Origin of the sequence: Methylobacterium sp. CCH5-D2 (assembly GCF_001556475.1) — a bacterium.
GTDB lineage: Bacteria > Pseudomonadota > Alphaproteobacteria > Rhizobiales > Beijerinckiaceae > Methylobacterium > Methylobacterium hispanicum.
In genome coordinates this window covers 1-1,174 of the sequence record NZ_LSIX01000361.1, presented here as the reverse complement: position 1 = coordinate 1,174, position 1,174 = coordinate 1, and the positions used below count along the sequence as shown (strand labels likewise).

Here is a 1,174-nt window from a genome sequence, read left to right as displayed (position 1 = left end):
CCGGCTTTCTGCGAAAGCAGACCTCTCCCTACAGGAGAGGGGACCCGCGCCTCGTTCCGAGACGATGCGTCAGACCGAACCGATCAGCCGGAAACGGTCTCAGACCGGGCTGAGCCGCGTGCGGCGCACGAAGCCGACGATGTCCTTGACGGCGTCGAGGGTCGGGGCGGCGATCGCCTCGGCCCGCGCGGCGCCGTCGGCCAGCACGGCGTCGATGTGGCCGGGATCGGCGGTGAGCCGCTTCATCTCGGCGTTGATCGGGCTGAGCTTCTCCACCGCGAGATCGACCAGCGCGCCCTTGAAGGCCGAGAACTGCGCGCCGCCATACTGCGCCAGCACCGCCTCGCGGGTCGTCTCGGCGAGCGCCGCGTAGATGCCCACGAGGTTGTCGGCCTCGGGCCGGCCCTTCAGGCCTTCCGCCTCCGAGGGGAGGGGGTCCGGGTCGGTCTTGGCCTTGCGCACCTTCTGGGCGATCAGATCCTGATCGTCCGTGAGGTTGATGCGCGAGTTGTCAGAGGCATCGGACTTCGACATCTTCTTCGCGCCGTCGCGCAGCGACATCACCCGGGCTGCCGGCCCGCCGATCAGCGGCTCGGTGACGGGGAAGAAGCCGTCCTCGCCGTGGCCGTGGGCCATGATCGAGCCGGCGAAATCGGTGTTGAACTTCTGGGCGATGTCGCGGGTCAGCTCGAGGTGCTGCTTCTGGTCCTCGCCCACGGGGACGTGCGTCGCCCGGTAGGCCAGGATGTCGGCGGCCATCAGCACCGGGTAGGCGTAGAGGCCGACGCTCGCGTTCTCGCGGTCCTTGCCGGCCTTGTCCTTGAACTGCGTCATGCGGTTGAGCCAGCCGATGCGGGCGACGCAGTTGAAGATCCAGGCGAGCTCGGCATGGGCCGGCACCTGGCTCTGGTTGAACACGATGGAGCGCCTCGGGTCGATGCCGGCGGCCAGAAACGCGGCCGTGACCTCGCGGATCTGGCCGCGCAAGGCCTGCGGGTCCTGCCATAGCGTGATCGCGTGCATGTCGACGACGCAGTAGAGGCACTGCGCGTCCCTGTTCTGCATCTCCACGAAGCGCTTGATGGCGCCGAGATAGTTGCCGAGATGCAGGTTCCCGGTCGGCTGCACGCCGGAGAACACCAGTTCGTTGAACGCGGCCATCGCGCGCCTACCC

General features: G+C 68.2%; 1 protein-coding gene. It reads right to left on the bottom strand.

All coding sequences use genetic code 11. The features are described from left to right. Positions 1-99: 99 nt before the first annotated feature. Positions 100-1,161: a tryptophan--tRNA ligase gene (gene trpS / locus AX737_RS09335; RefSeq protein WP_066920823.1), complete on the bottom strand. Its 1,062-nt coding sequence runs from the start codon at positions 1,159-1,161 to the stop codon at positions 100-102. Positions 1,162-1,174: the final 13 nt, after the last annotated feature.

Coding starts and splice junctions, on each gene's coding strand:
- trpS (WP_066920823.1), bottom strand. CDS start 1,161: ATGGCCGCGTTCAACGAACTGGTGTTCTCCGGCGTGCAGCCGACCGGG.